General features: G+C 69.9%; 2 protein-coding genes. One reads left to right on the top strand and one right to left on the bottom strand.

Features of this window, described 5'->3' with window-relative positions:
* Positions 1-38: 38 nt before the first annotated feature.
* Complete coding sequence (locus ACFV61_RS36015) at positions 39-1,082, bottom strand: IS630 family transposase (protein WP_380496405.1); 1,044 nt, start codon at positions 1,080-1,082, stop codon at positions 39-41.
* 83 nt (positions 1,083-1,165) lie between these two features.
* On the opposite strand from ACFV61_RS36015, the gene ACFV61_RS36010 reads away from it, so the two are divergent.
* The gene (locus ACFV61_RS36010; RefSeq protein ID WP_380496403.1) at positions 1,166-1,495 is read left to right on the top strand and encodes a hypothetical protein; all 330 of its coding nucleotides are present in this window, start codon (positions 1,166-1,168) and stop codon (positions 1,493-1,495) included.
* The last annotated feature ends 38 nt before the right edge of the window (positions 1,496-1,533 follow it).

The following is a 1,533-nucleotide window of genomic DNA, read 5'->3' as shown; positions in this document are numbered from 1 at the left end:
CTAGTGCTGCTCCGCGGAAGTTCGTGGAGGGGTGTTGATCAGGCTGCTTTGAGTGGGGTGCCCTCGTAGGTCCAGCGGTAGGGCTTGGCGGTCTCGTTGTGGCCGATCACGTAGGCCTCCAGCTTCTCGATCAGGTCGTCGCGGCTGGCGAAGTCGCCATGCCGCACGACTCGGCGGGTCAGGGCGGAAAAGAACAACTCGACCTGATTGAGCCACGAGGTGTGCGGCGGGGTCCACCGGACGTGCCAGCGTGGGTGGGCCGCCAGCCACGCCTTGGTGTGTTTGGCCGTGTGGGACGAGCCGTTGTCGAGCACGACGTGGATCTCACTGCCGGGTGCGATCGCCTGGTCGAGCTGGTTCAGGAACGCGGTGAAGGTCGCCGCGTCGTTGCGGGCGATCACCTCGGTGAGGACCTCGCCGGTGCGAACGTCGAGCGCGGCCACGAGGGAAACCGTGCCGTGGCGCCGGTACTCGAACTCCCGCCTGGCCGGCTCGCCGGGGCGTGCGGAACGCCCGGGATAGCGGCGCGAGCGGGCCGCGATCGCGGTCTTCTCGTCGATCGAGAGCACTACCGAGCCCTCGGGCGGATTCAGGTAGAGGGCGCACACCTCGGCGGCCCGCTGCCAGAAGTCGGGGGTGTCCCGGCGGGTGAGCCAGCCACGGACCTTGTGCGGCTTCAGGTCCAGGCCGGCCAGGATCCTGCCGACCTGGGAGGCGGAGACCGGCGCGAAGCACGTGTCGGCCACCCGTCGGGCGATGGCGCGGTGCGACCAGGTCGACTCCGGATGCGGTGGCGCGCTGGTGGCAGTGGCCACGATCGCCATGCGGACCTCGGGCCCGTAGGCCTTTGGCCGGCCCGAGCGTTCGGCGTCCCGCAGGCCGCCCAGACCCAGGGTGGCGAACCGGCCCCGCCACTTGCGCACCGTGTTCACGCTGACATCCAGCTCCCGGGCGATCGCGCCATTGGCGAGCCCGTCCGCCGCCGCGAGCACGATGCGGGCCCGCAACACCGCCCGTACTTCGGACTTCGCCGAAGCCGCTGTCCTGTCCAGCCGCTCGCGGACCCCCGTCTCCAGCACCACCGCGACCGCCGTCCCCGCCCGTTGATCACCACGCACGGCCACCGATCATGGCGGGCCGCCGCCGCACCCGGCAGGATGGGCCTGTGCCGAAGAACCCGCCGGAATCGATGCAGCACCACCTGCGCCAGCGCTTGAACCGCCACGCTCGCGAACGCTGGCTGCACGTGGACGCCATCTCGGTCCGCTTCCGTGCCGGATTTGCGTACGTCGCCGCCGAGTTGCCCGGTGGCCAGAGCCTTCCACTGTGCCGCCTGCGCTTCACCGGCGTACTCCACACCTGGGGCTTCTCGCTTTACCTGGCCAGCAACGACAGCTACCGCGACAACTTCCTGCCCAGCGGGCTGCCGTCCGGCTCCCCGGAAGAAGCCCTCGACTGCGCAGGCGGCCTCTACCTCAGCGGACTGGATATCTGATCAACACCCCTCCACGAACTTCCGCGGAGCAGCACTAG

It is taken from the genome of Kitasatospora sp. NPDC059817 (genome assembly GCF_042731835.1).
Lineage (GTDB): Bacteria > Actinomycetota > Actinomycetes > Streptomycetales > Streptomycetaceae > Kitasatospora.
Note: the sequence above shows the minus strand (reverse complement) of the source record. Positions and strands in the feature narration are given on the sequence as shown.